The following is a 25,619-nucleotide window of genomic DNA, read 5'->3' as shown; positions in this document are numbered from 1 at the left end:
ATGAAGACCATTAGCCTTCAAGACGCTATCGCGATGATCCCCGCAGGCGCCACCCTGATGATCGGCGGCTTCATGGGTGTCGGCACGCCGGAGCCGATGGTGGACGAGCTGGTGCGGCAGCAGAAAGGTGATCTGACCGTCATCGCCAACGACACGGCGGCACCAGGCGTCGGCATCGGCAAGCTGATCACGGGGAAACTGCTGCGACGGGTGATCGTGAGCCATATCGGCCTCAATCCCGAGACGCAGCAGCAGATGCTCGCCGGCAGCCTGCAGGTGGACCTTGTCCCGCAGGGCACGCTCGCCGAGCGCATCCGCGCCGGCGGCTTCGGGCTCGGTGGCATCCTGACTCCGACAGGTGTCGGCACCCTCGTCGAGGAGGGCAAGCAAAAGATCGCAGTCAATGGCCGCGACTACCTGCTCGAGCCCGCCCTGCGGGCTGACTTCGCCCTCGTGCATGCCTTCATCGCCGATTATCTCGGCAATCTCGGGTATGTCCTCACCGCCCGCAACTTCAACCCGCTGATGGCCATGGCCGCAGAGACCGTCGTGGTTCAGGCGGAGAACATTGTGCCGGTGGGCGTCGTCTCACCGGACCACGTCATGACGCCGGCTCCGGTCGTCGACTACCTCATTGCGAAAGGCTGAACCATGGACGCGCAATCCCTCATCGCCAAACGCATCGCGCAGGAGCTGCGGGATGGAATGCTGGTCAATCTCGGCATCGGCATTCCCACTCTCGTGGCCAACTTCGTCCCCAAGGGGATGCACGTCTTCTTCCAGTCGGAGAATGGCCTCATCGGCACCGGGCCAGTGGCCGATCCCGGCATGGCACTGCCGTGGCTCACGGATGCTGGAGGCAAGCCGGTCACGGCGCTGCCAGGCGCGTCCACCTTCGACAGCGCGATGTCGTTCGGCCTGATCCGCGGCGGCCATCTCGATCTCACGGTGCTCGGCGGCCTGCAGGTCGATGAGCATGGAAGGCTCGCGAACTGGATGGTGCCCGGCAAGATGGTGCCGGGCATGGGCGGCGCCATGGACCTGGTGGCAGGCGCCAAGCGCGTCATCGTCGCCATGCAGCACACCGCCAAGGGCCGCCCGAAGATCGTCCGGGAGTGCTCGCTGCCGCTCACGTCGGACCGGCCGGTGGACCTCGTCGTCACGGAGCTCGCGGTGATCGGCTTCCCGGGCGGCCGCGCGACTCTTCTGGAGACGCAGGATGGCGTTACGGTCGAGGAGGTCGTCAGCGCCACCGAGGCCGACCTGGTCATTTCCTCTGAACTGTCCAATCCAACACTCTCGAAGGCTGAGTCCAAAGCCACCGCCACACCGTCCATGGGAGAGACCGTATGACCGCATCACTCAACCCGGTCGCCCCCCACCATCTGCCGATCTTCATCACCGCACCCGGCGGGACCGACGTCCTCATGGTGGTCGTGGCGGTGTTTCTGGTGCTCGCGGTGCTGGCGGTGGGGCTCCTGTTCCTGCGGCTGCACACCTTGCCCGAACGCATGGCGCACAAATCCCACAAGCTGCAGTTCGAGATCGTCGCCGTGCTGGGCCTGCTGGCCCTGTTCACTCATATGCACATCTTCTGGGTCGCCGGCCTGCTGCTCGCCCTGATCGACATTCCCGACTTTGGAAGCCCATTGCGAAGGATGGCCGGAGCCCTGGAAAAGATCGCCGGCCTAAGGCCCGGGGAGGGCGCAGCCCAGGAGCCGGACGAGATTGGCGCCCACGGCCCGCCGGCCGAGCGGGCGAGGGAAGCGGCCGACGAAGCGGCCGCTGAAGCAACAATCGATGTGCCGAAGACCATCACCCCCGCCCGGATGCCATCCCGTCCCAAACCGCAGATCTCTCCGGTCAACACAGGGAGCTGATCCATGCTTGAGCTTCTTCTCTGCTCCATGCTGACGATTTTGCCGGATTATCTCTACCGCCGCTATGGCCAGGGCAAACGGATCGGCAAGGAGATCACCCTCTACTCGGTCTGGTTCGAGCTGCGTTGGGGCATCGTCACCTGCCTCATGCTCACCATCGGGCTGATCACGGTGGTCTTCTACAACCACCCGGCGACCACGAACGCCACGGCGTATTTCCGCACCGTCCCGATCCTGCCCGAGACCAACGGGCGCGTCGCGGAAGTCTATGTCGACGGCGTGAGCGGCCCGGTCAAGCAGGGCGCGCCGATCTTCCGCCTCGACAACTCGAAGCAGGAGGCGGCCGCGGAGACCGCCCGCCGTAAGATCGCCGAAACCGATGCCGCCATGGTGGTGGCGCGCACCGACATCCAGGCGGCCGAGGGCAGGATCGTGGAGGCGCGGAGCGCCCACCAGCAGGCGGTGGATGAGCTGGAGACCAAGCAGGAGATCTACCGCCGCAATCCGGGCGCCGTGGCCACGCGGGATATCGAGAAGCTGCAGGTCGCCGTGCAGGGCCGCCAGGGCACCATCGATGCCGCCACCGCCGCCAAGCAGCAGGCCGAGGCGCAGCTCTCCACGCTGCTCCCCGCCCAGAAGGCCAGCGCCGAGGCCGAGTTGGCCCAGGCCGAGGTGGACCTGTCCAAGACCGTCGTCCGGGCCGGCGTGGATGGGCGGGTCGAGCAGTTCACGCTGCGGGTGGGCGATGTCGTCAACCCGCTCATGCGCCCGGCCGGGGTCCTGATTCCCGAGGGTGCAGGACGGGGACGCCTGCAGGCCGGCTTCGGGCAGGTTGAGTCCCAGGCACTGACGGTCGGGATGGTGGCCGAAGCCACCTGCGCGTCGAAGCCGTGGACGATCATTCCGATGGTGGTCACCGGGGTGCAGGACTACATCGCCGCCGGTCAGTTCCGCGGCGGCGAGCAGTTGCTCGAAGCCCAGCAGGTGACGCGGCCCGGAACCGTCATGGCCTTTCTTGAGCCGCTCTACGAGGGCGGCTTCGACGGCGTCACCCCTGGCAGCAGCTGCATCGTCAATGCCTATACCAGCCATCACGACGAAATCATCGCCCCGGAGACCGGCACGATGCGGGGGATCGTTCTCCACGCGGTGGATGCCGTCGGGCTCGTGCATGCCCTGATCCTGCGCATCCAGGCGCTGGTGTACCCGATCCAGACCCTCGTGCTCGGCGGGCACTGAGATCGATAGAAGCGGTCTTTGCCCGCCCGGAGCAGGCGAGGGGGCATCGTTCAGGGTGAAGAAGGATTTTGTTCAAGGAGGACGGTCCATGGCCACCATGCCGAAGAGTTCAGGAACATCGGACACGCTGCGAAGCGGGGCCGTATTTTCCATGTCAGGCGACAGCGGTCGCGCCCTGGCGAACGCCGCGGAAACCTGGTTCACCGCGGCCGCCGAATGCCAGCGCGAAATGATGAGCTTCGTGTCGATGCGCCTGGAGAAGGACGCGGAGACCACCCGCGAGATGATGGGCTGCCGGAACCCCGCGGACGTGACGGCCATCCAGTCGCGCTGGATGGAGGAAACCCTCCACGACTACAATTCCGAGATGACCAAGCTGATGACCATCTGCACCAGGTCCGTGAACGGCGGCGGCGGGACCGGACGCTGACAGCCTCCCGCAAGACGGTGGTCCAAGAGGTGTCAGCTGACTGAGACCAAGCGGTTCGGCACTGGCGGCTCGCGGCAGGCAGATCGCGCTGAAAACCTTACCAGGCGCTTGAGCGGACCTGGGTGACCGCCGCCGCCATCAGCTCCGCCATCTTCTGCCGGATCTGGTCTGCGGACTGGCTGACGCCATGGGCTGCGAAATCGGCCTGGAGCGTCTCGACGACATTCTCGTCGACGACTCGCGCCACCACGCTCCTGGCAATCTCGGCGACGTACTCGTCGGCCTTGGCGCCGGTGAGGCCGAGTTGGGTGGCGGCCCACTGCCCCAGCAGCTTGTTGCGCCGCGCCAGCGCCCTGAAGCGCGCCTCCTCGTCATGCACGAATATCTGCTCGAAGGCTTGCTCGCGGTCCTGGAACAGGGTCATGGGGCACCTCCGGGGCATGGGGCCAGCAGGTTGTCGCCAATGTCATCATACACGAAATCGATGTTCGCCTGACCAGGATCGCTACCTGACGGCATCACATCTGCGGGCGTGGAGGACGGTGACTGCCGGAGAGGGAATGGGAACGGATGCGAGATCATCACGTGGTTCGTACGTCACAAAGTGCCAAGCGCTTGTCCCAGACGATCAAGCATGTCTCCCCAACAGGATCACAATGGACGGTATGACAGCCTGCCTTGTGCCATGCCGTGCACCTGGCGGCGAAAGTTCCTATGAGGCGACGGACAGCGGAACTCGGGTAGGGTTTCGGGGTCCGACATCCGAACCCTGGAGACGCCCCATGGACCTCTCATCCGTTGCTCCGCCGCCCGTCAGCGAGAAGCCTGCCACACTTTTCGTGGCCCTGGAATTGAGCAAGGCGACCTGGCTGGCGCGCTGCACTCGCCTGCGGCTGACAAGGTCAGCCTGCATCGCCTGGCCAGTGGCGACGTGCAGGAGTTGCTCACGCTGATCGCACGCAAGCGCGATCAGGCGCAAACCGCCCTGGCGTGTTCGGTGCGCGTGATGTCCTGTTACGAGGCCGGCTATGATGGGTTCTGGCTGCACCGCCTCTTGTGTGCGTCGGGCATCGACAACCGGGTCTTGGATGCAGCCAGTATCCTGGTCGACCGCCGGTCACGCCGCGCCAAAACAGACCGGCTCGATGCTGCGGCGCTGCTGCGGACGCTGATAGCCCTCGAGCGTGGGGAGCCGCGGGTTTGCCGCGTGGTACGGGTCCCTAGCCCGGAACACGAGGATGAGCGCCGCCGCAGCCGGGAACGGGCCCGGCTCGTCAACGAGCGGGGTCAGCATGCGAGCCGGATCAAGGGATTGCTGATGACCCTGGGTGTGTCAAAACGCGAATAGGTCCGAGCTCGACGAACTATTTGTACAACAGTCGCCCCATAAGCCGTGGAATCTCCGGCCTACGCGGTCTTCCAAGACATAAACTTGCTTCAGCGAGCGACACGTCAGCGTTTTTACACAACCAAGACCCAAGGCATCCGCGACTTTGCGCCCGCGCGGCGCGATTGGCGCGAGCGGCTGGCCGAACTGCGAACGGCCGACGGGCGGGCTCTCACGCCCTGCCTGACAGCCGAGATCGAGCGGGAGTGCCGTCGCCTGTGGCAAGTGATCGCCATGATTGCGGAGGTTGAGGCCGAACAGGTTCAAGCCGCTGAGACAGCGGCCACCGGTGCCACCCAGCTGAGCCGGCTGCGCGGCATCGGCCTGACCAGCGCCAGCATTCCTGGCCGACGAGGTCTTCTTTCGCCGCTTTCAGAACCGGCGCGAGATCGCCGGCTATCTCGGCCTGGCCTCCAGCCTCTGGAACAGTGGCTCGGTCAGCCGCGATCAAGGCCTTCAGCGATCGGGCAACCCCCGTGCCCGCCGCACCGCGATTGAGCTGGCCTGGCTGTGGCTGCGGCACCAACCGGAGAGCGGTCTGGCGCGCTGGTTTCAAGAGCGCGTCGACGCCGGCAAGGGGCGCATCCGCCGCACGATGATCGTGGCGCTCGCCCGTAAGTTGATGGTCACCCTGTGGCGCTATGTGACCCAGGGGCTGGTGCCGGAGGGAGCGGTCATCAAGAGTTAGCCCAGAGTTCGACGCGAAGCGGCTCCTGCCGCTTGCGACGAAGCAGGATGGATGTGGACCGTATGCCCCCCAGGGCTGTGATGCCGTCCAAAAGATGGGTTCCATCCCTCCTGGCCTCGTAGACTGACCCGTGCATGCGGGATATGGGTGCAGGCTCCTGGCGAGCCGACCGGATATGAGGTGATGTGGACTTGTTCCGCAGCTGACCGCGAGGCCGATCCTGACATCGTCTGCAAGCGATCCAGTCGCTGCGCACCACTCTTGACACCACACGCCTCATATGAGGGGGATGGCGATGAAAAGGCTTCTCCTGGCTCTCGGCGCTCTCGCAGCGAGCGCTCTTCTGATTCCGGATGTGGCCGAGGCCCAACGCGGCGGCCGTGGCGGCGGTGGCGCCCGCATCGGCGGGGGCGGATTCGGCGGAGGCGCAGGCCTCCGGGGCGGCGGCTTTGGTGGAGGCTCCAGGATGTACATCCCACGCGGTGGCGTGGGTGGCTCCCGAGGGCGGGCGGTTGCCGCCAGGCCCGGCTTTCGTCGGGCTGCGATCAACACTTCAGGTGGCCGCTCCGGCTACCGCACGGCTGGCTATTACGGCGGGCGCACTCCGTGCTACCGCGGCTACTATGGCGGACGCTATCCCTACTATGGCCGGTATCCGTATTACAATTATCCGTACTCCGCCTATCAAACGCCGGTCGCGTCGGCCGCTGGTGGATACTGTGCCACCTCGGTTCTGACCTGCGCCCTGACCAATGCGGCGCCGGTTGGAGCCGGATGCTCGTGCCGCACGCCGGGGGGATGGGCGCGTAGCACCGTGGTGGAGAGCTACTGAATAATCCCGCTCCGGGGCGAGGAACCGTCGGCCCAGGTCACCGGCGTCACGCCGCCGGCGCCGGCCGAGTGAGAGGCCATTCCGAGGAGGGATCCATGATGCCGTCCCTTGCGCAGGTCATCGTCTGGATGATCGTGGGACTGATCGGCGGAAGCATCGCCGGGCTCATCGTCACGTGGAAGCGCCGGGGCTTCGGCTTCTTGCAGAACCTCGGCATGGGGCTGGTCGGGGCTTTCGTCGGCCGTCTCCTCTTCCGCCTTTTGGGCCTCTTCCCAGAGCTCGATGCGGTCACGATCTCGCTGCGGGACATCGTCGCCGCCTGTGCGGGAACATTGCTGATCCTGGTGGTGCTCTGGATCGCGCGCTGGTCCCGGGCTGGTGGCGCTGCCCCCGCCGAATAAGACGCCAAACCACCGGCTCGTCAGCGTCGGCCGACGTTGGGCACTCGGGCCGCCATGGTTCATGGGGATGCCGGGGTGGATTCCCGACGCCCGCGACCCCGACACTGGGTGTACCACGGCACGGCGGGCCGCCAACCTACGGCCCACATCGACAGCGCACTTGATGGCTTGGGACAAGCGTTTGCCACTTTGGGGACGGCCACCATGGGGGCCAAGGACGATGGGCGCCGCAATGGGCCGGTCCGGGTCACGCCAGTTGAAGCACGACATGGGTGGCGTCCGGCTCCCGCCGCGTCCCGATCCCGAGCCCGCTGGTCTCGAACACCTTCAGCATCGCGGTGTTCTCCGGCAGGACTTCGGCGACCAGCTCCGTGAGCCCGGCGTCACGGGCAAGGGTCGCGAGGTGACGCATGAGGGCTGTGCCAATGCCCTTGCCCTGGTGGGCATCATCCACGGCGAAGGCCACCTCGGCCTGGCCCGGTTGCGCCACGACGTAGCGGCTCCCGCCGACGATCACCGGCTGGCCGTCCTCCTCCAGCAGCGCGACCAGGGCGACGTGGCCCACGAAGTCGACATTGAGGTAGAAGTCGATCTCCTGATCCGTGAAGCCGCGTTTGAATCCGAAGAAGCGGCGGTAGAGGGACTGGTCGCTGGTCCGGCCGACGGCGGCGAGCAGGCCGGCCCGGTCCTCCGGCCTGAGGGCGCGGATTTCGACCGTGCGTCCGTCGCGCAGCGTCTCGGTAGCCCAGTAGTCCCTTGCCCGCACTGCCGTCTCCTCATCTCCTGGCGCGAACTCACGAGGCAGCTGTCCCCCCTCCTGGAAACTCCGGGGGAGCGATGTCACGCTCGTGCGCTCCCGGGCGCGGCATGTCCTCACCCTTACCGACGGTACGCCACGCGTGGCCCGAAGTAACGCGGGCCGTAGTAGCCCCGGTATCCACCATAGTAGCGGGGCCCATAGTAACGAGGACCGTAATAGATCCGGCGTGGGTAGTAGCGCGGACCATAGTAGACGGGACGCGGATAGTAGTAGGCGGGGCGGGGGTAATAGTAGCCCGGCCAGGGGCCGTAGGCAGGATAACCATACCCATAGGCCGGATAGCCGTAACCATACCCGTAGGCGGGAGCTGTTGCGGCTGCGGTGATCAGGCCTCCGAGGATCGCCCCGCCAATCAGCCCGGCCGCGACAGCGCCACCGCCACCCCATCCGCCGTGGCGGTAGTATCCGCCGTAATAGCCACCACGCCAGTACTGTGCGTTTGCCGTCCCGACACTGCCGGTCAGGATCAACGCGGCCGCGGCGAGTGTTGCGAGTTTCTTCATGGCAGCCTCCAAAGGCTTGAAGGGTTCGCCCCTCTGCGGCGTTTGCGCCCCTCCAGATCCATGGCGCTTCGGTTACCGGTAGTGCACGGCAATGAGCTCAGCCATGCAGGCCGGGCGTTCGCGGTTTTCGATCTCAATGGTCACACCGTAGGTGACGCGCAGGCCATCGCGCGGCGCGTCCTGCGCGGCCGCGATGCTGACGCGCCCCCGCAACCGCGAGCCCGCCGGCACCGGCGCCAGGTACCGGATGCGGTTCGCCCCATAGTTGAGGGTGTTCGTCACCCCTTCCAGGTGCATGACGGAACGAACAAACACCGGTGCGAAGCTGAGGGTGAGCAGGCCATGGGCAATCGTGGTGCCGACAGGCAATTCATGCCGTGCCCGGTCAACATCGACATGGATCCACTGATCGTCGCCGGTGGCCCGGGCGAACTGGTCGATCCGCTCCTGGGTGACGTCAATCCAGTCGCTCACCCCGACCTCCGTTCCGACCGCCGCTTTGATCTCGTCAAAGTCCCTGAAGATCCGCATTGTGCACCATGAGCATCGAGGCTACCGTTTCAGCCGCGACTTCTGCACTGTCCCCCCATCGGCGGCGCTGTCCCCGGGAACGGTGTTGAGGCACAGCCTGACCTGATTGTCGTCGGTGTCGCGCATGGTCAGGCAGACCTCGGCCTCCTCCAGGCAGTCGCTTGGATTGCCCTAGCGGGCGCAGAGCTCCTCGCTCTGGGTTCGGATCTGGTTGATGAGCCCGTAGACCAAATTGCCGGCCCCGTCGGACTTTCCCGTCGGCTTCCATGCCGGTGCCTTGGCGGATCTGGACTGCTTGGATGTGCTCCCGGCCGACTTCGAACCGGTTTCCTGAGCCTGCACCGGCGTGGGATCGTTCGCCAAGGCTGCATTGACCGACGGGGACAGGCCGAGCAAAGCCACCGCGAAGAGGGTCTGCCGGCTTCCGGGCGCCTTCAAGAGTGCCACCATCGTTTTCGCCTCGCGGTTCTCCGGGTGATGGTTCGTGTGAGTGGGCCTAGCCCGACCGAGACGGGCCTGCGAACGGGGCTGGCAATGATGTCGCCCCCGCGCAGCAAGCCGAACATCTTATGAGACCAAAGTACCTCAGCCGGGCGGTCATGCTTGATTGCTTGGGACAGAGCCTTGACAGTTTGAGCCATCGACCCGCTCATGCCCGGCGTCCAAGTTCCCGATGCGGAAAACCCTGGACGAGGTGGGCGGGTGGCAGGACTCAGCCCTGCTCCAATCACATTCTGCCACGCCGTCGAAACTGAATGGCCCCGCCTTCCTTTGGCGCCGTTGAACTGCGACGGTTCGGGCCGCATGGCTCGAATTGTCCCCTCCCTCCGCCTCTGGGCGCTCGGCATCGCGCTTCTCGCATGCGGCTTGGATGCCGGCGCCCGGCCCGAACCTCGCGCTGCATCACCAGCATCCGCGGAGGTCTCCGGCGATCTGCACCACGGGCCGGGCGGCGTTTACGCAAGGATCCCCGCCAGGGATGAATACGGGCGGGATCAGCTCGCGATGTTCCGCGTCTGGAACCCGAACCCGGTGGGCAATCATGAGGCCCGCCTCCGGACCCTGAACCCAACGCTCGCCAGGGCGGTGCGGAAGGTGCAGGCGGATAATCCGGGGCTGCGCTTCGTGATCGGTTCGGGCCGGCGCAACGACCGGCTGCAACGGATGGCGGTGGCCTGGGGCTGGTCCAGGACGCAGGACAGCCCGCACCAGTCGGGAAACGCAGTGGATCTGTGGCCGCTCGACCACGAAGGTCGGGTCTTCTTTGATCCGCAGACGCAGAACAGGATCGCTGCCGCGCTGGGGAAGGCCGCCGCGGAACTGGGCGTGCCGATCCGCTGGGGCGGCCGGTTCCACGGCTTCAAGGACATGGACCGCTCGCATTTTGAGCTCGTGTTGCCATAACCGGCATGGGTGCCTTGCGACTGCTAGATGTCGGCCTCTTGCCGTTCGTTCAACGCCGCAGCAGGGTCAGGTCGGTTGTGGCGCGGACAGGGCCGTTCGCTCCAATGCGGTCCGTGACCACAATGCGAAAGCGATCCTGGCCGAGGCTCGCAACCCTCATCTGGGCCGTCGTGTCGCCGTAGAGGGGTTTCGGCCACTCAATCGTCAGGTCAAAGTCCATCCCCGCCTGCCGGCCAGAGAGGCGCGCTGTTCCGACCCGTGCGCCCGTATAGGTGCCGGTGACCCGACGGGACCGGGGATCCCAGGTGAGATCGGCGCTGATGGAGCGTGAGATGATCAGATAGGCCTGGCACGTGCCCTGAAGGGAGAGACCCGTTGCGCCCTGCTGCATAATGGTGAAGCGGCAGCGGACATGATGAGAGTCCGCCTTCGGTCCTTCCACGATGGTTCCAGACCCTGAGAAGGTGCCGGCGTAGCGCTCAAGGAGGGCAGGGTTGGCGTCCGCGTCCCCAGCCAGGAGGCTGAGCAGCGGGATGACGCTCCAAGGCAAGCGGCGGGAACGGCACTCCATTGGTCCACCCGTTTGCGCATCGGCCGGCTGACCCGACCGGGCCGACTTTGATTATGCCCGTCGGCAGTCGACCTGAGAACGCCTCCTGAACCCGTCAAGCCACAGGAGGTAGGGGCGCCGGCCCAGGCAAGCCCGCTGCGGACGGTGCCTACGCACCAAGCGCGACGATGCCCCTTCACCGAGCGCTCATGCTGACGGTACCATCGGGTGCATGGGTCTGGGCTCACGCGAGGAGGGCGGCGATGCCTCAGGACGATACCGGCATGTACTCGCATCTGCGGACACCACGGGCGGCCGCCGTAGCCGGTATCGTCTTTTCCATCCTGTTGGTCATCATGTTCTGGGTCTTCCGGAACGCGGTTCCGGCCGATCCACTGGACCCCGGCACCTGGCTGGCCGACGGCTCCCGATCCGTGGCATTGGCGCTGAACCTCATTCCGTTTGCAGGCATCGCCTTCCTGTGGTTCATCGGCGTGCTGCGCGACCGCCTCGGTCAGAAGGAGGATCGCTTCTTCGCAACCGTGTTTCTGGGAAGCGGCCTGCTGTTCCTGGCCACCCTGTTCATGGCGGCCACGATTGTCGGCGCCTTACTGCTCATTGCACCTTCCGTCGAGATGACCGGGACAGGTCCGGCCCCACGTTCCGCTTCGGACGCGCGGTCGCCTACATCTTTTCCAACGTCTATGCGATCAAGATGGCCGGCGTGTTCATGATCTCGACGTCCACGGTCGTAATCTACACCGGGATCGCGCCGCGGTGGATGGCCGGGATCGGCTATGCGCTGGCTGCGCTGGTCCTTCTCAACAGCTTCTATCTCAGTTCGAGCATCATGGTCCGTCCCATCTGAGTGCTGCTGATCAGCGTGCATATCCTGATCGACAACCTGCGCGGGCGGGACAGCAGCCCCGGGGGACAATAGGGACCGGCTTAATGCACCATTGGTGCGGAGAACCGAGCCCACTGTCCCCACGAACCGTCAGGGATCGACCCGAAACATGCGGCCTCGGAGACTACCGCCACTGGAGGCTGACCCGTGCGGCAACCATGCCAGCACTGCTACGTTAACAAGGTGACCCTTCGCCGGTGATCACAGCTCGCGGTGAGGTCGGACACCAGCATCCAGAAGAGGAGCGGCAGATGTTCAAGCTCGCTTTAGCTCTGTGTGCGTGCGTAGCCATTTCAGCCTGTTCACCCACGACCACTGGAACCGCGGCCGGAGTTGCCACGGGGGCGCTCGTCGGCGGTCCGGTCGGGGCGGTGGTCGGCGGCGTCGGCGGCGCGGCCGTGGGTACGGCTGCAGGTGCCCGGACGGCCCAGGCGTCCCCGGGTTACTGCTACATGTACGACCAGAACGGCCGCATGATGATGGATGCCTCGGGCCAGCCGCGGCTCCGGCGCTGCTAGCGCGTCGTGCGGGCAAGTGGGCCCGGTGCACCAGGCCGAATGCCGCCCGCCTGACGGGCCGAAGGCCATCCTGTGTAACGCATTTCGGTCCGAATGCTAGGAAGCCAATGCCGCCACCCGCTTAGCCCGTGACCTAGCTTTCGGCCGGCGCAGGTCGATCAGGTCGGCGCGCATCGTGAAGGCCTCCGGGTCCGTCCGCTCCGGGGCCGGGGCGTCATAGATCACGAGCAGGCCCCCGGGACCCGCCTCCGGCCAGAGATCGATGCCCTCGGGGTGATCGGCGTGCAACCGATACGGTAATTCGGCGACCGTCTCGATACGGTCCGGGGCTATGACGCCGGGGGCGTCGTCATGGACCGCGTCGCGCCAGCGCAGCACGAATGCCGGACCCTCCAGAGACATCGTGGGTCCGACCAGCAGAAGCAGATCGTCGCCGTCGAACCGCATGTCGCGGATGCCGAGGCCGCGCGTGTCAAGCAGGTGCTTGCGGTAGCGCCGCTCGCCGTCGATGCGACGGGCCTTGAGTCGGTCCGGGGCCTTCTCGGCGAACTCCAGGTCGAGCACCACCGCGTGGCCCCGCAGCACCGGCCCGCGCAGGCCGAGCCAGATCCGATCCCCGCGCACCGCCAGTCCCTCCACGTCGAACCCGTTCTCCTTGGCCGGGATCGTCAGGAAGGGGCCGAGATGCGGATCATCGGCGAGCCAACGGGTGAGGGCGCTGCTCCTCTTGCCGAACCTAGCCCAGGCGGCCTGCCGCCTGCCGTCCGAGCGGGCCGGCATGAACAAACCTGGTGCCTCCTCGACGAGTGGGATCCGGCCCAGGAAATGACGGTTCGGCTCACGGTCGACCCGCTCCATTCGGTGCAGGGCGTCATCGGCGTCACTCTCGTCGCGCTTGGGCTTGCTGCGCTTGAGCGCATGCGAGCCGACGATCCAGAGAAAGCCGTCCGTGGCGCACAAGCCCTCGATGTCCATCTCGCCATCGGCGCCGGCCGGCAGGTCGACGAACTCATCGAGGGCGAAATGCCGATGGTCGCCGAACCGGACGTCCCCGACGCGCCGCAGCCGCTCGACACTCGCGGTCTCGTCGCAGGCGAGAAAAAGGCTGTCGCCGACGCGCGCAACGGCGGACAGATCCTTGTGGAGCGGGTCCTCCACATGGCGTAGCGGCCGCCAGTCGGAAAAGGTGAGATCGACCTGTCCGAGAGGGCCTGCATGGCTGTCATTTGGCATGGTCGTTCCCTCCGCTGGTGCTGACAAACTGACCGCCCACGCGGTCCGACGGGAACCTGGCGAAGAATACCCTGACAACGGTTCGGCCGCGAGGGGCCCTCACCGTCAAGGAACGAAGGCGAAACCGTGTGCTGGTCTTTGCGTCGGTCAATGCACTTGACAGGACCACCATGGTTCATCGGGGCACCGATCAGGAACGGCAGGCCGGCGGCTAAAACTGTCAAGGAATTGTCCCAGCCAATCAAGCGGGTGTTCTCGCCCGGACTAAGATGAAACATCGGACGGCGACGCCATGACGGCCATCCTGGCGTCTGTTGCCATTGCGGGAAGAGCGACCGTCCGTGATGGGGAAGATGATGGGTTCCGGTTCCATCCCGTCGGCTGAAGGGGGCGGTCCGGGTCAGGCGCGAGCTTGATGGGAGAGTTTTAGCCTCAGGGCTCGCGGTTGGTGGGGACCAAGGCCAAGCCCGTGCTTTAGGTGACACGAGGTTCAACGCTCAATGGGAGGTGCGAATGGAACAGATCCTCATCAATCTGATCGCCGGCGCCGCGGGAGGTGGAGCGGTGGGGAAAGCATCTCCCCAGTTTGATCTGGGCACGGCCGGAAATCTGATCGCGGGCGCTGTTGGCGGCGGAGTTCTTGGACAGATCGTAACCCTTGCCATGCCCGCCATTGGTGCGTCCCTCGCGAGCGGCGATTTCAGTGTTGGGGGAGTCATCGCCAACCTCATCAGCGGCGGTGCCGGCGGTGCGATTTTGACCGTCATCATCGGTGCGCTCAAGAACAGGGCCGCTTGAGGAGCACCCTGCTCAAGGGGGCGACTACGGGGTTCTCTTGTGCCCTCCGCCAAAGGGCTCCTGCCCGCGGGATCATTCGGATCGGAACACCTGCGGCAGACTGTGGCGGCTTGGGCATGTCAGTCTGGCAGGAAGTGCCATCGCGGAAATCATCTGGGTGTAAGTGCGTCAACGCATGGAGGAGATGATGGCGGAAAACTGGGCGGCAGACGTACAGAAATATTCCTCGAACGCGGACCCAAGCGCCATTGCCGGCATCGCCCGCTACTGTGGCATAGCCCTGCAGAAGAGAGACTCGTCCCTGGTCGCGCTCGCCGACAAGGAGGAGCTCGCCCGCGTGCGGGAGAACTTCCTGAAGAAGAAGCTTGGTCTGACTGATGCTGACGCCGATCTCGACAAGGCGATCATCAGCGTCGGCGAGACGATGAAAGGCGACAGGACGAAGAACAGGGTCACCGTCTACTATCTGTTGGCCGAGCGGTTTGGGAAACTGTCTCTGTTCAGTGGCCCAAATCCGCCTTCAGAGAAAAGTTGAGCCCTGGGCGGCATTCCACCTCGGCCACGGAGTCGCTGACGGGAAGAGGCGTTCAACGGCCGGCAACCGGAGGGGTTCGCATGACTAGCTCTGACGACGCGGTGAAGACGATCCTCCGCAACAAGCTCCTCGGCCGGTGGGCCGCCGAGAAGTTGGGTCTCAGGGGCGGCGAAGCGGAGGCCTATTCGGAGGCCCTTGCCAGGGGGGAGGGCGACCCTGAGCGCAACGACGTGTTCAGCAAGATCCGCAAGGACTTCGATGCCGCGGGCGTAAATGAATCGGACGAGCGGATCCTCAACGTCATGACCGAGCTCATGCTCAAGGCCGGGAACCTGCTGCCGACCGCACGGGGGGCTTCTACCGATGCCGCGGCGGTGACGCTCGCACGCAAACTCATGTCGCCATGAGACCACCGGTTGGTTTTCCGTTGGCGATGCCGGGTGCCAATGGGATGATGCAATGAATGAAATGGTGTCTTGCTGCCGGACCGCGACTGTTTATGGCACCGGGCTGCCATTATCGGGATTTCGGCCTCAGCGGTGTGAGCGGACCTTCATTGCGGAAAACATGGAGATAATCGCGATTGCGGCGCGGGAGCGAAGCTATCGGTGTGTGGGAGGCCCGTGCGAAGGCATGCTCCGCACCTTGGGTGAGGAGAGGCGGGTCCGCCTGTCGCCGCAGCAGGATATGGCTGCAATGTCTCCCCCCAACTGGGCCTCAGCCCTATCGAACGAAGCATCCTCTGCCGACGACGACGTGCGACGACTGCCGGACAAACCATGGGGTGCCGGACACCAGCAGAAGAGAAGGTTCGCGAACACCCCACATCCACTGACTGCTCACATCCGCGTCGGGAACTGTGTCGACCTATAGAAAACATCTTCGCTCAGCCACGACCTCCTCTTCATTCTTGGTCCGCATCAGAGACCGGAGACACCTGCAGGAATTCCGTGAGAGAGGCTCTCACATGATCCATGGCGATGCGGGCAGAGGGCGTCATCCGCTTATGTTGCGGGACCAGAATGCCAAGGCCACTTCCAGCCAGTTGAGGTTCCGCCAAGGGCACATGAACGAGTTCACCCCGTCTGATCTCGTCCAGAAATCCGATGGGACTGAAGAACCCGATGCCGAGATTTCTCAGAATGACCTGCCGCATGAACTCGATCAAGTTCGAGACGATGCAAGGCTCGAGCCTTGCTCCGGACTGGGCAAACTGCGTCGTCATGATAGCGTCGAGCAGCCAGCGGTCGTGCAGCATGACCACAGAGTGTGTGAATCAGCATCGAACGCTGACCCTTGAGCCGACTGCCATCAAGCACATGATTTCACTGGAGGATTTATCGCGTCGGCGGGGTTATCATCGGCGCCGATCCTGACCCCACCGAATTTCCATTTTGTGTCGCTAAGCCAAGGCATTGCGCTTCCCTCACGACGGACCAACCGTCGGTGCCGATTCACAGACGTGGTGCTTGGAGGATAATGATGACGATCAGCGGCTGAGGATTGAGTGGACGGAGACGGGCGTTCCCGTCGTCTCGCTTGCGCCCCGGCGCAGCGGCTTCGGGACCGAGCTGCTGACGCAGACCTTGCCCTATCATCTCAGGGGCACCACGACGTTGACGTTCCAGCCCGGCGGGCTGCAATGCATCATGGATCTCCCGACCAAGGCGGTGTTGCAGTAGCAAGAGCCGGTGGATCGGTGCATGGGGCGCACCGGTGAAAGAGTCCTCTTGCTGTCTCCGTCGGAAATGCGCGAACTCCAACTCATCCAGGGTTGGTGGTGAGATGTAGGGCCTATGACAGATCCAGGGGAGGGATTGCTAAGCAGGGCTCTCATCACGAGGCCGGTCGATCCACTTCCTCGATCCGTTCCCCTCATGCTCCAGGTGCAGGTAACTCGGATTGAACAGTGACAGGCTCACGAGCCGATCCAAGTCAAGGATGGTCAGGCGGTGCCCCTTCAGGGTGATCAGCCCTTCGGCCCGAAGCGCCTGGAGCATGCGGTTGGTGTGAACCGTCGTCAGCCCGGTCGTGTCCGCCACCTCGCCTTGGGTGACCGGGAAGTCGAAGCTCAGACCCTCCGTCAGGCCGACGGCGCGGACGCGCACGAACATCTCGCAGATCAGGTGCCCCACGCGCTCGAAGGCATCGCGTTGGCCGACATTGACCACCCACTCGCGCGTGATCGCCTCGTCCACCATCGTGCTCCACCACAGCGCCCGCGCGATGCGGGGATAGCGGTCCGTGAGCTCGATTATGGTCTCCGCCGCGATGATCGCCACGGTGGCCGGCGTGATGGTGCCGATGCAATGGTCCATGCGCTTGAGGATGAAGATGCGCTGGTCGCACAGATCCCCGGGAACGAAGTAGGCCATGATCTGCCGCTGCCCGTCGGGCAGCATCTTGTAGCGGCAGGCCCACCCGCTGAGGATGAGGTACACGCCGGCGGTCGGGTCGCCTTCGCGAACAAGGTCGGTGTGGGCGGCGACGACCTTGGGCTTCTGCACCAGAGCGTCCAGCGCCGTCCGGTCGTCCTCCGGCAGGTCGACATAGTTGCTCAGCTTGCGAACCAGCGGATTCATCACGGTTGCTCCTGAGGACTGGTCATGATCGAGGATAGCCGAAACCCACGCTCATGGTGATGTTTTCCGCGTCCCGCTTGCGGATTTCCCGCCGATCCATGGATGTGGAACCAGCCGCCAGCAATCTGTCCGGTCCCGCAACGGGCCGGGAGGCGGAGGCATGCGGCGCTGCCCGCAGGAGGGCGGGGGCGGCTCCTCCAGTTCAGCATGAAGGCCGCAGGCGAGGTGCCATGCAGACCTAATCTCCATTCCGAGGTGGGCGAAGGAGGATTATGATTGGTGCCGGATCGAGCGCGTCCGCTCTGGCTCCCCCATGGCGGAGATGCCGGATCCGACAACATCCAGTCGAGTTGTGTTGCCCTTCCGGGGCGGGACGCCCCCGCCGCGGAACTCAGGTTGATGAGGAGGAATGCACAATGGCCCGCAATCCGATGACCCCCTACCGCCCCGGTAGCGGAATGTTCCCCGGTGACCCCTTTCTTTCGCTTCATCGCGAGATGAACCGCCTGTTCGACGACGTCTTCCGCGGCGCCAACCTGCCCGCTGCATCGGGCAGCCAGGGCCAGGGCGATGTCGGCGCCTTCGTCAATGCCAGCATGAACGTGTCCGAGACGGACAAGGAGATCCGTATCACCGCGGAGCTGCCCGGCGTCACCGAGCAGGACATCGACGTCAGCCTCGATGACGACGTACTCACCATCCGGGGTGAGAAAAAGTTGGAACGCAAGGACGACAAGGAGAACTTCCACTTCGTTGAGCGTTCCTACGGCACCTTCCAGCGTTCGTTGCGGCTGCCGTATGCCGTCGAGTCCGAGCAGATCCAAGCCAGCTTCGAGAACGGGGTCCTAACCGTGACCGTGCCGAAGACCGGGCGGCAGGAGCGCTCCCGCCGCATCCAGGTGCAGGGCAGCGGCTCGACGAGTCAGGGCTCCGCCGGCGGAAGGGAGCCACAGGAGGCCACCGCCCCATCGGATCGTTCTGCTGACACGCGATCCGGCTGACGGCAGGCCCATGTCCTGGCGCACGCGTTCGTCGTCCACGACGAGAGGAACAACTTCGCGAGCCTTGGCCCGGTGGGGCGGCATATTGCCTGTGATGAAGACGGCGGTCCCATTCTCGGTCGCGACAATGCGGCGGATGGAGCGAAGGCACGGCAGGGTTGTAAACTGCCTGGAAGCTGCCGGGCCAAGCGAAATGCTGTTGGCAGCGGGTGTCACGACTGAGTGCGGGCCATGACCGACGCGATGAACCAACCCAGCTTCCGCACCGCGGCCACGCAGGTGCGGCTGGCCGAGGCGATCTACCGCGGCATGTTTGAGGGCGCGCCTCACCCTTACCTCATCCTCGCGCCGACCCTGCGGATCGCCGGGGTCAACGACGCCTACATGGCGGCGACCCTGCGCCGGCGCGACGCGCTGGTCGGTTGCGACATGTTCGAGGCCTTCCCCGACAACCCGCTCGACGACCAGGCCACCGGCGTCCGCAATCTCGGCGCCTCGTTCGAACGCGCCCTCGCGCACATCCGACGCGATGTCATGCCGCTCCAGCGCTACGACATCAGGCGTCCGGATGGCGTGTGGGAGGTCCGCTACTGGAGCCCGGTCAACTGGCCGATTGTCGATGAGGCCGGTTCGGTGATCGCCATCGTCCACCACGTGACCGACGTGACCGAGCACATCCTTGCGCCCAAGCCACAGCCTGGGCAGGAGAGCCTGCTCTTTCGGGCCGAGCGTGCGTGCCTGGAGGCGCGGGAGCTTGTCAGGCAGTCGCAGACGAACCTCGGCCTGGCTCGCGCTTCCGCACAGTCATCGGCACGTGGCTCCCGGGACTGACGCCGTCAGACACCTTTCGCCGGAAGACTCTGCGAGAAGACAATCCTCTCACGCGCCAGGATGATGCGCTCGGCATCAGAAGCTGAACGACGCTGACACCGCACCTGGTTTCATCGACTTTCTGTTGTGCCGCGGCGAGCATCGTGCGGGATGCCGCGATGGCAGGCGTGGGCCTGGTTCCGGGTCTAATGGATCGCTTGCCCCGAGGCGGACGTCGCGCCTCACGATTCTGGTTGTGCGGGCGCCTTTGCTAATCCAGGTGAATGCGCGTGGTGGCTGAGGAGATATGCTCTCCGATTATGGGCATGACCTACCAGCGGGTGCGTGTTGAGACCGGCAGCGCCGACGAGGAGGGCCTGCTCGTGTTGCGCGACAACAAGCTGGTCGCGGTTCTGGTCCAAGTCTCCGACGAAATCGACGATCCCAAGCTCCGCAACGGGTGGCTGGTGGAGGCCGGTTTCGGACCGTGCTCGGCGCGAGGGTCTGGCCGTGGGGTGTTCCGCAGCCTCGCGGCGGCGGCAGCCTGGGTCCAGCAGGCCGTTGCCGAGGCTGATGCCAGACAACATGCCTGGGCCCGACGCCAGGCGGAGCTGCGGGGGCGACGAAGACCAAAAGCCCTAGGAGGCCGCACAATGTCGTCTTCTCCCCTTGATACCAAGACCATCCTCCTGGTGGAGGACGAGCCGCTGGTGCGCATGTTCATGGTCGATCTGCTCCAGGAGGAGGGCTACCGGGTCCTGGAGGCGGCCCATGCCGATGAGGCCTTGGCGCTGCTGGGCGCCCGCCCGGACGTGCTGGCGGTGGTGACCGACGTGCGCATGCCGGGCATGAGCGGCTTCGAGCTCGCCCGCGCCGTTTCGGCGAAGAGTCCGAAGCTGAGTGTCATCATCATGTCGGGGGTGACCGGGCCGGAGGAGGACCTGCCCGGCAACGCCGTGTTCGTGGCCAAGCCGACCACGCCGGCGATGATCATCGATGCCGTCAATGAGGCGGTGATCGGCACGTTCACGGCCCGCGCCAGCCTGGCGCCCCCGGAGACCGTCGCCAGGGAAGGCGGCCTGGACGACCGTCCGAGCCCCGAACCGATGGACCCAATGTCCGGCAAGGCCTCGCGCCGCTGAGAAGGGCCTCGGACCCGCGCCAGAGCCCTGCGGCAACGATTCCGCCATCTCCAGCCGTCAGGGCAGCGGGCTCGCCGCCCCGCCCGGAGCATCCGGCCGGCGATGGTTGGCGTTGAGCTCCTCGCCCTCGTGCTCCAGGTGCAGGTAGTTGGGGTTGAACAGCGCCAGCCGCTGCAGGCCGTCGAGGTCGCGCAGGGTCAGGGTCTTGCCCCGGAGATCGACCAACCCGTCGCGCCGCAGCTCCTGCAGCGTGCGGTTGACGTGGACGGTCGTCAGCCCGAGCGTGTCGGCGAGCTCGCCCTGGGTCACCGGCAGCTCGCAGGTGTTGCCCCGCGTCAGCCCCACCGCCTGAAGCCGAATGAACAGCTCGCACAGGAGATGGGCGAGCCGCTCATCGGCGCTGCGCTGGCCGAGGTTGACCACCCATTCCCGCAGCACCGCTTCGTCCACCAGGGTCGACCACCACAGGGCCTGCGTGATGCGCGGATGCTGCTCCATCAAGGCGAGCATGGTGTCACGCGGAATGGTGGCGACGGTGGCTGGCGAAAGGGTCATGATGGAATGATCCATCTGGCGCAGGATGAACACGCGCACGTCGCACAGGTCACCCGGCACGAAGAAGGCCATGATTTGCCGCCGCCCGTCCTCCAGCTGCTTGCAGCGGCAGGCCCAGCCATCGAGCAGCAGCTTGACCGACTCTGGTTGGTCGCCCTCGTGGATGACATCCTCGCGGGGGCGGTACGCCCTGACCTGACGGGTCGCGGTCTCCAGCGCCCGCCGGTCGTCATCGGAGAGCCAGGCGAAGTTCTCCAGCTTGCGGACGAGTGGGTTCAGCATGGCGGCATCCTCCGCTGGATCGACGATACCCCTCCGCCGGATGGCCGGCCTGTGGCGCAGGCATCAACAAGCCCCCTTCGGGCGGAGCCCGTCGCACTAAGGATCACGGCCCGGCATCCAGTTGGGTTCGCTGGGAGGCCCGAGACTGGGTTGGTCCGGGGCCGAGGCTCGCAACAAGTCCCGTGACAGGCGCAGGCTCTCGCGCGCCTGCCTGACCTGCTCGTCCACGGCGGCGGCCAGATGCCGCGTCCGGTCGGCAAGCTCCTGGGCCGTTCGGGCGGCGCGGGGCAGGCTTTGGCGGGCGGTGCGGCCCCTGGCGCGGTCGAGAACCTCGGCGAAAGGCAGCGTCTGAACCACCTGGCCGAACCGGTCCGCGATTTCGAACGTGTACCGGATCGGGTCTTCCCGTCGCCTCAGCAGGTCCGGCCACATCTCCTGTGCCGTCGTGAACGCCTCCAGATAGGCGGTTTCCACATCCGGCAGGTCAAGGCCCAGCTCGTCGGGGCTCAGCCCCTGCGCCGTCCTGAGATGGAAGTAGTAACGGGTCATGGCTGGTGGCTCGTTGGCAGCACCCTGGCAAAGTCAACGCGCCGTGCCTCCATGAGGTTCGACCAGCCGCCAGGGCCGATGGCGGCGGACCGATCCGAAAGCACGCCCGCGGGGCGCGGCCAAAGATCAGCCTTTCGGATTATTCCAAGGGTGCTATCCTCTGCGCCTTCCCAGAAAGGGAGGAGCATACCATGCCGCGTAGCTCCAACACGTCACGACCTTCCACCCCTGCAGCGCAGGATCCCTGTTATCCCGACGATCTTCTGCCCGAGCTCCAGGCCACGCTGGCGGCGTTGGCGGACGTAGAGGTCCGGTACGAGGGGGCCCGGGAGCATCTCCAGGCATGGGAGGGGCCGGAGGCCATCAGGCAGCACCTCCTGGCCCAGCTCGAAGAACGGCACCAGCGGGAGCGCGAGCCCCACGTCGGACGGCTTGCCGATCTTCAATACCGGATAATGAGGCTCATGGCCTTTGAGGACATCTGCGCGACCGCCTGAGGCTATCCGCGATACGGCCTCCGGCAGGGCAGGATCAATGGCAACTGTCCCGGGCTCAACCTGCCGGAATACAACCCGCCGCGTCCCGAGCAGATGATGTTGGCGTTGCGGAGGCCTGGAACACCCCTGGAGCGTGTCTTCGCGCTTGCCGCAGGGGCAGCGCTTTGGTGATCGCTTGTCGTGCGATGAACGCCTTGATGCGCGGGGTGATCTCCGTCCGGAAGCGCGCGCCATTGAAGACGCCGTAGTGCCCGACACTGGCCTGGAGGTACGCGTCCTTTTTCGCTGCCGGCAGGCCGGGCGTGAGATCGAGGGTCGCAATGGTCTGGCCACGCCCGACGATGTCGTCGTTCTCACCCTCGACCGCCATCAGGGCGCAGCGGCGGATCGCCGCCAGGTCCACGGGTCGGCCGCGGTGCCGCATCCGGCCTGTCGGCAGGAGATGGTCGAGGAACACCGTCTCCAGGGTCTGGAGGTAGAACTCGGCGGTGAGGTCCATCACGGCGAGGTACTCGTCGTAGAACGCGCGGTGCCTGTCGGCCGAGTCGCCGTCGCCCTCGACGAGATGGTTGAACATCTCCCAATGGGCTGAGAGATGCCGGTCCGGGTTCATGGCCATGAACCCGGACAGCTGCAGGAAACCCGGATAGACCAGCCGCCCCCGGCCCTTGTAGCGGTCCGGAACCGGATGAATGCAGTGGCGCCGGAACCAGGCGATGTCGCGCTCCTGGGCAAAGGCATTCACGGCCGTCGGAGCCCGGCGGGTGTCGACCGGTCCGCCCAGCAGGGTCGCCGAGCGGGGCGCCAGCGGATGATCCTCGGCCTCCATCAGGGCGATGGCGGCCAGCACCGGCACGGCGGGCTGGCAGACGGCCATCACGTGCAGGTCCGGCCCGAGCGCCTCGAACATGGCCAGACAGTAATCGACGTAGTCGGAGAGGTCGAACACGCCGTCCGCGACGGGCACCTCCTTGGCGTCGCTCCAGTCGGTGACGAACACCTGATGGGTGTCGAGGAACGCCGCCACCGTGCCCCGCAGCAGTGTGGCATGGTGGCCGGACATCGGGGCGACGATCAACAGCTTCGGTCGGTCGGTTGGCTCGCCGAAGGCGATCACCCGGCCAAAGGGCCTCTGCCAGACGACCCGTCCCGGGGCGGGGAGATTGAAGGCCGGCTTGGGATAGGGGCGGGTGGTGCGCTCGAACAGCTCGACGGAGGCGGCAAGCGCACGCCCGCCTGGGGTGTAGGCCAGCGGGCTGAAGGGGTTTTCGCAGGCTGCCCGCGTGAGGTCCGCCACCGTCCGGGCGGGGGCCAGCATCAACTGCGACGCATCGTGCAACAGGTACAACATGAGATCGGCCTCTATGGTCCGTCTGCGCCCCGAACCCGGGCCGAGCCTGCAGCCTTCGCAGCGGCTGGAGACCCGTTGTGCAGGTTTCGGTTTGAGCTCCGACGAAGATGCCGCGCGAAGGCTTGACCTTGCCTGGTGTGACTGGATGCCCCTGGCTAAAACTGCGTTCCGCACAAGGCCGTTGGAGATCTGTAGCATAAACGCCGGACTGGGCGGCGGGTTTCTTGGTTTTTACAAAAGGCTTGCAGATATAATTCGCCTATACGAGGAGAATTACAGAACGCTCAAGTCGATAACGTAGGTTATATTCAGGGTAATGATCATCAGAAAAGCAACAATGACTTGAACAATATTGATTTGTGAGGGTTCATGTGTTCGCAAGCGCGCAGGAATGGGCATTCCGGCGAATTGCATCTTCCTCCCGACTTGCAGGGGGCCGGCAAACGGTCTCCTGCCTTTTGGGCGAGTTGGCTGCCGCCGACGAGGGGCATTGTGTGCAGATCCCGGCAAAAGCCTCACGGCCGACGCATACCTGGCACCGCGGGTGGCCGTGACGGTGGCGGGGCAGGGCAGGAGCTTCATTCCGGCCAAAGCCGCTAACCTGAGTTAATGCCCCCTCAGCGGCTGCGATGTACTGTGTTTTTGCCGAGCTTCATCGGAGGAGACAGGCACGATCCTCAGAACAATCCACAGCGGCCTTCCCAAGCCGACGCGGCTCGCAACTCTTCCTCACCTGACACTGGATGCCTCCGCGAGGCGGAGACGCGATGCACCGGCGAGGTCGACATGCTGATGGACATCCTTGATCGCAAGACGGCCGAGGAGATCCTGCAGGAAAGCGAATTGCGCTTTCGTGCCCTGGCCAACGTGGTGCCGACCATCGTCTGGACCGCGGCCCCGGACGGCACGATCACCTTTGCCAACGATCAGTGGTTCCGCTTCTGCGGCATCACGTCGGAACAGAATGCCCAAGGCTGGCCGGAACTGGTGCTTCATCCCGACGATCAGACTCGTTGCCTGGAGGCGTGGACGGAGGCGCTCCGGAGCGGACATGACTACGAGATCGAGGTCCGCAACCGCCGCTTCGACGGCGCGTACCGCTGGTTCCTCACCCGGGCCGTCCCAGTTCGGGATCACCAGGGTACCATCACCGCGTGGTTCGGCACGACGACCGACATTCATGACCGCAAGCTCACAGAGGATGCCCTGCGCACGAGCGAAGCGCGCTTCCGCACCATCGTCGAGACCGCCAACGAGGGCATCTGGCTGATCGGTATCGACGCATGCACGCAGTTCGTGAACGCCCGCATGGCGGCCATGTTGGGCTGCACCCCGGACGAGATGATCGGCCGCTCGGTGCTGGAGTTCACTTTCCCTGAAGACGAGCCCAACCACCGTGAGCGGATCGGGCGCAACCTTGCGGGCGAGTTCGAGCAGTTCGAAACCCGCTTTCGGCGCCGAGACGGCACGGCCATTCCCGTCCTGGCGGCCACCAGCGCTGTGCGCGATGAGTGCAGACAGGCCTCCGGTGCATTGGGCATGTTCTGCGACATGAGCGAGAAGAAGGCCCTAGAGGAGCAGCAGGCCCTGCTCATGCGCGAGCTCCACCACCGGGTGAAGAACACCCTGACCACGGTGCAGGCGGTCGTGAACTCCACCGCCCGCAACGCAACCTCGGTCCATCACTTCAAGGACGCGGTGACACAGAGGATCACCTCCCTGGCGAAGACCCACACGCTGCTGTTCGACAACGAGATGGCCGGCGTGCAGCTGCGGGAGATCCTGCGCAGCGAGCTTGAACCCTATGACGATCAATCCGGCTCGCGGATCCTTCTGGACGGGCCCGACCTGTATCTGCCTCCGGATCTTGCGTTGGCGTTTGGCATGGCGGCGCACGAGCTGACGACCAATGCCGCGAAGTACGGAGCCCTCTCCCATCCGCGTGGATGCGTTCACGCGTCATGGAGGTTTTGCAACAGGGACGGCACGGAGACCAGGATCCGGTTCGAGTGGACGGAGCAAGGCGGCCCGCCCGTGGCCGAGCCAGACCACAAGGGCTTCGGTACATTGCTGCTGGATCGGGTGCTCGGCCGTCAGCTGGGTGGGGAGGTCGAGGTGGCCTTCGCACCGGAGGGGCTGCGGGTGCAGGTTGAGGCGATCCTACCGGGTCTGGCATGGGACTGAGCCCATCGGC

At 65.3% G+C, this 25,619-nt stretch carries 34 protein-coding genes; 22 read left to right on the top strand and 12 right to left on the bottom strand.

The genetic code is table 11. The features are described from left to right. The 5 genes from KBI52_RS22120 (at position 1) to KBI52_RS22100 (ending at position 3,549) form a co-directional block, all read left to right on the top strand. Positions 1-648 (top strand): CoA transferase subunit A, encoded by a 648-nt coding sequence (locus KBI52_RS22120; RefSeq protein ID WP_210811753.1) that lies wholly within the window; start codon positions 1-3, stop codon positions 646-648. A gap of 3 nt (positions 649-651) precedes the next feature. Then, positions 652-1,353 (top strand): 3-oxoacid CoA-transferase subunit B, encoded by a 702-nt coding sequence (locus KBI52_RS22115; protein ID WP_210811752.1) that lies wholly within the window; start codon positions 652-654, stop codon positions 1,351-1,353. Next, positions 1,350-1,880, top strand: coding sequence for a hypothetical protein (locus tag KBI52_RS22110; protein ID WP_210811751.1), 531 nt, complete (start codon positions 1,350-1,352; stop codon positions 1,878-1,880). The genes KBI52_RS22115 and KBI52_RS22110 overlap by 4 nt, the downstream gene beginning before the upstream one ends. A gap of 3 nt (positions 1,881-1,883) precedes the next feature. Beyond that, positions 1,884-3,119, top strand: coding sequence for an HlyD family secretion protein (locus KBI52_RS22105; RefSeq protein WP_210811750.1), 1,236 nt, complete (start codon positions 1,884-1,886; stop codon positions 3,117-3,119). 88 nt (positions 3,120-3,207) lie between these two features. Further along, a complete protein-coding gene (locus tag KBI52_RS22100; RefSeq protein WP_210811749.1) occupies positions 3,208-3,549 on the top strand; it encodes a phasin family protein in 342 nt (113 codons plus the stop codon). Positions 3,550-3,646: 97 nt separating this feature from the next. Here the strand turns inward: KBI52_RS22100 and KBI52_RS22095 are convergent, their stop codons facing one another. Continuing rightward, a complete protein-coding gene (locus KBI52_RS22095; protein WP_210811748.1) occupies positions 3,647-3,973 on the bottom strand; it encodes a DUF1476 domain-containing protein in 327 nt (108 codons plus the stop codon). 516 nt (positions 3,974-4,489) lie between these two features. Between KBI52_RS22095 and KBI52_RS22090 the strand changes: the two genes are divergently transcribed. The 4 genes from KBI52_RS22090 (at position 4,490) to KBI52_RS22075 (ending at position 6,857) form a co-directional block, all read left to right on the top strand. Further along, positions 4,490-4,897, top strand: a complete 408-nt coding sequence (locus tag KBI52_RS22090) for a transposase (protein WP_210811747.1) — start codon at positions 4,490-4,492, stop codon at positions 4,895-4,897. A 382-nt stretch (positions 4,898-5,279) separates the two neighbouring features. Beyond that, positions 5,280-5,624 carry a transposase gene (locus tag KBI52_RS34270; RefSeq protein WP_210811788.1) on the top strand — a complete coding sequence of 115 codons (345 nt, stop codon included), beginning with the start codon at positions 5,280-5,282 and terminating at the stop codon, positions 5,622-5,624. 295 nt (positions 5,625-5,919) lie between these two features. Further along, positions 5,920-6,456: a hypothetical protein gene (locus tag KBI52_RS33685; protein WP_210811746.1), complete on the top strand. Its 537-nt coding sequence runs from the start codon at positions 5,920-5,922 to the stop codon at positions 6,454-6,456. Between the two features lie 95 nt (positions 6,457-6,551). After that, entirely contained in the window at positions 6,552-6,857 is a 306-nt protein-coding gene (locus tag KBI52_RS22075) for a GlsB/YeaQ/YmgE family stress response membrane protein (protein ID WP_247654566.1), read from the top strand. A 247-nt stretch (positions 6,858-7,104) separates the two neighbouring features. On the opposite strand, the gene KBI52_RS22070 is transcribed toward KBI52_RS22075, so the two are convergent. From KBI52_RS22070 to KBI52_RS22055, 4 genes are all read right to left on the bottom strand, one after another. Further along, the gene (locus KBI52_RS22070) at positions 7,105-7,623 is read right to left on the bottom strand and encodes a GNAT family N-acetyltransferase (RefSeq protein ID WP_210811745.1); all 519 of its coding nucleotides are present in this window, start codon (positions 7,621-7,623) and stop codon (positions 7,105-7,107) included. A 113-nt stretch (positions 7,624-7,736) separates the two neighbouring features. After that, on the bottom strand, positions 7,737-8,180 hold the full coding sequence (locus tag KBI52_RS22065) for a hypothetical protein (RefSeq protein WP_210811744.1): 444 nt from the start codon (positions 8,178-8,180) through the stop codon (positions 7,737-7,739). A gap of 72 nt (positions 8,181-8,252) precedes the next feature. Continuing rightward, positions 8,253-8,711: a MaoC family dehydratase gene (locus KBI52_RS22060; RefSeq protein WP_210811743.1), complete on the bottom strand. Its 459-nt coding sequence runs from the start codon at positions 8,709-8,711 to the stop codon at positions 8,253-8,255. A gap of 171 nt (positions 8,712-8,882) precedes the next feature. Further along, positions 8,883-9,161, bottom strand: coding sequence for a hypothetical protein (locus KBI52_RS22055; RefSeq protein ID WP_210811742.1), 279 nt, complete (start codon positions 9,159-9,161; stop codon positions 8,883-8,885). A gap of 354 nt (positions 9,162-9,515) precedes the next feature. Between KBI52_RS22055 and KBI52_RS22050 the strand changes: the two genes are divergently transcribed. Further along, entirely contained in the window at positions 9,516-10,115 is a 600-nt protein-coding gene (locus KBI52_RS22050) for a M15 family metallopeptidase (RefSeq protein WP_210811741.1), read from the top strand. A gap of 49 nt (positions 10,116-10,164) precedes the next feature. Here KBI52_RS22050 and KBI52_RS22045 read toward each other — a convergent pair whose 3' ends face one another. Next, positions 10,165-10,665, bottom strand: coding sequence for a hypothetical protein (locus tag KBI52_RS22045; protein ID WP_210811740.1), 501 nt, complete (start codon positions 10,663-10,665; stop codon positions 10,165-10,167). A 263-nt stretch (positions 10,666-10,928) separates the two neighbouring features. On the opposite strand from KBI52_RS22045, the gene KBI52_RS22040 reads away from it, so the two are divergent. From KBI52_RS22040 to KBI52_RS22030, 3 genes are all read left to right on the top strand, one after another. Beyond that, on the top strand, positions 10,929-11,399 hold the full coding sequence (locus KBI52_RS22040; RefSeq protein WP_210811739.1) for a hypothetical protein: 471 nt from the start codon (positions 10,929-10,931) through the stop codon (positions 11,397-11,399). After that, complete coding sequence (locus KBI52_RS22035) at positions 11,390-11,533, top strand: hypothetical protein (RefSeq protein ID WP_210811738.1); 144 nt, start codon at positions 11,390-11,392, stop codon at positions 11,531-11,533. Before KBI52_RS22040 ends, KBI52_RS22035 begins: the two co-directional genes overlap by 10 nt. A gap of 290 nt (positions 11,534-11,823) precedes the next feature. Beyond that, positions 11,824-12,090: a hypothetical protein gene (locus KBI52_RS22030; RefSeq protein WP_210811737.1), complete on the top strand. Its 267-nt coding sequence runs from the start codon at positions 11,824-11,826 to the stop codon at positions 12,088-12,090. A 96-nt stretch (positions 12,091-12,186) separates the two neighbouring features. Here KBI52_RS22030 and KBI52_RS22025 read toward each other — a convergent pair whose 3' ends face one another. Next, positions 12,187-13,323 (bottom strand): DUF3616 domain-containing protein, encoded by a 1,137-nt coding sequence (locus KBI52_RS22025; protein WP_210811736.1) that lies wholly within the window; start codon positions 13,321-13,323, stop codon positions 12,187-12,189. Positions 13,324-13,836: 513 nt separating this feature from the next. On the opposite strand from KBI52_RS22025, the gene KBI52_RS22020 reads away from it, so the two are divergent. From KBI52_RS22020 to KBI52_RS22010, 3 genes are all read left to right on the top strand, one after another. Continuing rightward, positions 13,837-14,121: a hypothetical protein gene (locus KBI52_RS22020; protein WP_210811735.1), complete on the top strand. Its 285-nt coding sequence runs from the start codon at positions 13,837-13,839 to the stop codon at positions 14,119-14,121. A 187-nt stretch (positions 14,122-14,308) separates the two neighbouring features. After that, the gene (locus KBI52_RS22015; RefSeq protein ID WP_210811734.1) at positions 14,309-14,656 is read left to right on the top strand and encodes a DUF2853 family protein; all 348 of its coding nucleotides are present in this window, start codon (positions 14,309-14,311) and stop codon (positions 14,654-14,656) included. An 80-nt stretch (positions 14,657-14,736) separates the two neighbouring features. Next, entirely contained in the window at positions 14,737-15,063 is a 327-nt protein-coding gene (locus KBI52_RS22010) for an ATPase inhibitor subunit zeta (protein WP_210811733.1), read from the top strand. A 497-nt stretch (positions 15,064-15,560) separates the two neighbouring features. On the opposite strand, the gene KBI52_RS22005 is transcribed toward KBI52_RS22010, so the two are convergent. Next, complete coding sequence (locus KBI52_RS22005) at positions 15,561-15,914, bottom strand: LysR substrate-binding domain-containing protein (RefSeq protein WP_210811732.1); 354 nt, start codon at positions 15,912-15,914, stop codon at positions 15,561-15,563. A gap of 211 nt (positions 15,915-16,125) precedes the next feature. Between KBI52_RS22005 and KBI52_RS22000 the strand changes: the two genes are divergently transcribed. Then, on the top strand, positions 16,126-16,338 hold the full coding sequence (locus tag KBI52_RS22000) for a hypothetical protein (RefSeq protein ID WP_210811731.1): 213 nt from the start codon (positions 16,126-16,128) through the stop codon (positions 16,336-16,338). A 138-nt stretch (positions 16,339-16,476) separates the two neighbouring features. On the opposite strand, the gene KBI52_RS21995 is transcribed toward KBI52_RS22000, so the two are convergent. Continuing rightward, complete coding sequence (locus tag KBI52_RS21995; protein WP_210811730.1) at positions 16,477-17,238, bottom strand: Crp/Fnr family transcriptional regulator; 762 nt, start codon at positions 17,236-17,238, stop codon at positions 16,477-16,479. Between the two features lie 416 nt (positions 17,239-17,654). On the opposite strand from KBI52_RS21995, the gene KBI52_RS21990 reads away from it, so the two are divergent. The 3 genes from KBI52_RS21990 to KBI52_RS33135 all read left to right on the top strand — a co-directional run bounded on the left by KBI52_RS21990 (position 17,655) and on the right by KBI52_RS33135 (position 20,191). After that, a complete protein-coding gene (locus tag KBI52_RS21990; RefSeq protein WP_210811729.1) occupies positions 17,655-18,239 on the top strand; it encodes an Hsp20/alpha crystallin family protein in 585 nt (194 codons plus the stop codon). A gap of 243 nt (positions 18,240-18,482) precedes the next feature. Beyond that, on the top strand, positions 18,483-19,070 hold the full coding sequence (locus KBI52_RS21985; RefSeq protein WP_210811728.1) for a PAS domain-containing protein: 588 nt from the start codon (positions 18,483-18,485) through the stop codon (positions 19,068-19,070). A gap of 299 nt (positions 19,071-19,369) precedes the next feature. Next, positions 19,370-20,191 carry a response regulator gene (locus tag KBI52_RS33135; RefSeq protein WP_247654564.1) on the top strand — a complete coding sequence of 274 codons (822 nt, stop codon included), beginning with the start codon at positions 19,370-19,372 and terminating at the stop codon, positions 20,189-20,191. Positions 20,192-20,248: 57 nt separating this feature from the next. Here KBI52_RS33135 and KBI52_RS21975 read toward each other — a convergent pair whose 3' ends face one another. Next, positions 20,249-21,028 (bottom strand): Crp/Fnr family transcriptional regulator, encoded by a 780-nt coding sequence (locus KBI52_RS21975; protein ID WP_210811727.1) that lies wholly within the window; start codon positions 21,026-21,028, stop codon positions 20,249-20,251. 96 nt (positions 21,029-21,124) lie between these two features. Then, positions 21,125-21,577, bottom strand: coding sequence for a hypothetical protein (locus KBI52_RS21970; RefSeq protein ID WP_210811726.1), 453 nt, complete (start codon positions 21,575-21,577; stop codon positions 21,125-21,127). 191 nt (positions 21,578-21,768) lie between these two features. Between KBI52_RS21970 and KBI52_RS21965 the strand changes: the two genes are divergently transcribed. Then, positions 21,769-22,074, top strand: a complete 306-nt coding sequence (locus tag KBI52_RS21965) for a hypothetical protein (RefSeq protein WP_210811725.1) — start codon at positions 21,769-21,771, stop codon at positions 22,072-22,074. 55 nt (positions 22,075-22,129) lie between these two features. On the opposite strand, the gene KBI52_RS21960 is transcribed toward KBI52_RS21965, so the two are convergent. Next, positions 22,130-23,425: a polyhydroxyalkanoate depolymerase gene (locus KBI52_RS21960; RefSeq protein WP_210811724.1), complete on the bottom strand. Its 1,296-nt coding sequence runs from the start codon at positions 23,423-23,425 to the stop codon at positions 22,130-22,132. 786 nt (positions 23,426-24,211) lie between these two features. Here KBI52_RS21960 and KBI52_RS21955 point away from each other — a divergent pair. Continuing rightward, on the top strand, positions 24,212-25,609 hold the full coding sequence (locus tag KBI52_RS21955; protein ID WP_210811723.1) for a PAS domain S-box protein: 1,398 nt from the start codon (positions 24,212-24,214) through the stop codon (positions 25,607-25,609). The last annotated feature ends 10 nt before the right edge of the window (positions 25,610-25,619 follow it).

Source organism: Microvirga sp. HBU67558 (assembly GCF_018069605.1).
Lineage (GTDB): Bacteria > Pseudomonadota > Alphaproteobacteria > Rhizobiales > Beijerinckiaceae > Microvirga > Microvirga terrae.
This window is presented reverse-complemented; position numbering and strand designations above follow the sequence as displayed.

Coding starts and splice junctions, on each gene's coding strand:
- KBI52_RS22120 (WP_210811753.1), top strand. CDS start 1: ATGAAGACCATTAGCCTTCAAGACGCTATCGCGATGATCCCCGCAGGC.
- KBI52_RS22115 (WP_210811752.1), top strand. CDS start 652: ATGGACGCGCAATCCCTCATCGCCAAACGCATCGCGCAGGAGCTGCGG.
- KBI52_RS22110 (WP_210811751.1), top strand. CDS start 1,350: ATGACCGCATCACTCAACCCGGTCGCCCCCCACCATCTGCCGATCTTC.
- KBI52_RS22105 (WP_210811750.1), top strand. CDS start 1,884: ATGCTTGAGCTTCTTCTCTGCTCCATGCTGACGATTTTGCCGGATTAT.
- KBI52_RS22100 (WP_210811749.1), top strand. CDS start 3,208: ATGGCCACCATGCCGAAGAGTTCAGGAACATCGGACACGCTGCGAAGC.
- KBI52_RS22095 (WP_210811748.1), bottom strand. CDS start 3,973: ATGACCCTGTTCCAGGACCGCGAGCAAGCCTTCGAGCAGATATTCGTG.
- KBI52_RS33685 (WP_210811746.1), top strand. CDS start 5,920: ATGAAAAGGCTTCTCCTGGCTCTCGGCGCTCTCGCAGCGAGCGCTCTT.
- KBI52_RS22075 (WP_247654566.1), top strand. CDS start 6,552: ATGATGCCGTCCCTTGCGCAGGTCATCGTCTGGATGATCGTGGGACTG.
- KBI52_RS22065 (WP_210811744.1), bottom strand. CDS start 8,180: ATGAAGAAACTCGCAACACTCGCCGCGGCCGCGTTGATCCTGACCGGC.
- KBI52_RS22060 (WP_210811743.1), bottom strand. CDS start 8,711: ATGCGGATCTTCAGGGACTTTGACGAGATCAAAGCGGCGGTCGGAACG.
- KBI52_RS22055 (WP_210811742.1), bottom strand. CDS start 9,161: ATGGTGGCACTCTTGAAGGCGCCCGGAAGCCGGCAGACCCTCTTCGCG.
- KBI52_RS22050 (WP_210811741.1), top strand. CDS start 9,516: ATGGCTCGAATTGTCCCCTCCCTCCGCCTCTGGGCGCTCGGCATCGCG.
- KBI52_RS22040 (WP_210811739.1), top strand. CDS start 10,929: ATGCCTCAGGACGATACCGGCATGTACTCGCATCTGCGGACACCACGG.
- KBI52_RS22030 (WP_210811737.1), top strand. CDS start 11,824: ATGTTCAAGCTCGCTTTAGCTCTGTGTGCGTGCGTAGCCATTTCAGCC.
- KBI52_RS22025 (WP_210811736.1), bottom strand. CDS start 13,323: ATGCCAAATGACAGCCATGCAGGCCCTCTCGGACAGGTCGATCTCACC.
- KBI52_RS22020 (WP_210811735.1), top strand. CDS start 13,837: ATGGAACAGATCCTCATCAATCTGATCGCCGGCGCCGCGGGAGGTGGA.
- KBI52_RS22015 (WP_210811734.1), top strand. CDS start 14,309: ATGGCGGAAAACTGGGCGGCAGACGTACAGAAATATTCCTCGAACGCG.
- KBI52_RS22010 (WP_210811733.1), top strand. CDS start 14,737: ATGACTAGCTCTGACGACGCGGTGAAGACGATCCTCCGCAACAAGCTC.
- KBI52_RS22005 (WP_210811732.1), bottom strand. CDS start 15,914: ATGCTGCACGACCGCTGGCTGCTCGACGCTATCATGACGACGCAGTTT.
- KBI52_RS21995 (WP_210811730.1), bottom strand. CDS start 17,238: ATGAATCCGCTGGTTCGCAAGCTGAGCAACTATGTCGACCTGCCGGAG.
- KBI52_RS21990 (WP_210811729.1), top strand. CDS start 17,655: ATGGCCCGCAATCCGATGACCCCCTACCGCCCCGGTAGCGGAATGTTC.
- KBI52_RS21985 (WP_210811728.1), top strand. CDS start 18,483: ATGAACCAACCCAGCTTCCGCACCGCGGCCACGCAGGTGCGGCTGGCC.
- KBI52_RS33135 (WP_247654564.1), top strand. CDS start 19,370: ATGGGCATGACCTACCAGCGGGTGCGTGTTGAGACCGGCAGCGCCGAC.
- KBI52_RS21975 (WP_210811727.1), bottom strand. CDS start 21,028: ATGCTGAACCCACTCGTCCGCAAGCTGGAGAACTTCGCCTGGCTCTCC.
- KBI52_RS21970 (WP_210811726.1), bottom strand. CDS start 21,577: ATGACCCGTTACTACTTCCATCTCAGGACGGCGCAGGGGCTGAGCCCC.
- KBI52_RS21965 (WP_210811725.1), top strand. CDS start 21,769: ATGCCGCGTAGCTCCAACACGTCACGACCTTCCACCCCTGCAGCGCAG.
- KBI52_RS21960 (WP_210811724.1), bottom strand. CDS start 23,425: ATGTTGTACCTGTTGCACGATGCGTCGCAGTTGATGCTGGCCCCCGCC.
- KBI52_RS21955 (WP_210811723.1), top strand. CDS start 24,212: ATGCTGATGGACATCCTTGATCGCAAGACGGCCGAGGAGATCCTGCAG.